The 506-nt window shown below is 47.4% G+C and carries 2 protein-coding genes; both read right to left on the bottom strand.

The features are described 5' to 3' along the window. On the bottom strand, window positions 1-217 hold a 217-nt coding region (locus tag R7Q48_RS31515), incomplete at its 3' end, for a PTS transporter subunit IIC (RefSeq protein WP_318134411.1). Between the two features lie 9 nt (window positions 218-226). Then, window positions 227-505 carry a PTS sugar transporter subunit IIB gene (locus R7Q48_RS31510; protein ID WP_021451987.1) on the bottom strand — a complete coding sequence of 93 codons (279 nt, stop codon included), beginning with the start codon at window positions 503-505 and terminating at the stop codon, window positions 227-229. Between the last annotated feature and the right edge of the window lies 1 nt (window position 506).

Below are 506 nucleotides of genomic sequence, written 5' to 3'. Positions count from 1 at the left end.
ATGCGTGTTGGAAAATCGTCGCGAAGTCGCGTAGCGAGCTCAGAACTAAGCCTGCACCTGCGCCAAGCACGATGAAACCAAGAATGGGTTTTACCGTGCCTTTAATGCACTCGGTGACCGGTTTTTTCTGGGCAATTAAGCCGATTAGGGCGATGAGACCTACCAGAACTGCTGGCTCTGATAGGACATCGTTCATTAAGAAACTGAAGAATTCCATAACGCCACCTTATAGAGCGCCAAGCTCTTGAAGTGCCACAGATAAACGCTCTTTCATTGCGACTTTGTCGACCATGTTATCAAGCGCTACGATACGTTGCTCAACGCCAAGTGCTTCCAACTGTTCTGCAATGTCTTTTGTGCCGATGAAAATGTCGCAACTTGTGCCTTTTGCTGAGCCAAGATCGATGTGATCCACAGCGGCATCGACGTTCAATTCTTTTACGATGCTTTTGATGCTCATTTCCATCATTAGGCTAGTACCAAGACCGTGACCGCAAACAACCATA

Source organism: Vibrio sp. 378 (assembly GCF_033339435.1).
Note: the sequence above shows the minus strand (reverse complement) of the source record. Positions and strands in the feature narration are given on the sequence as shown.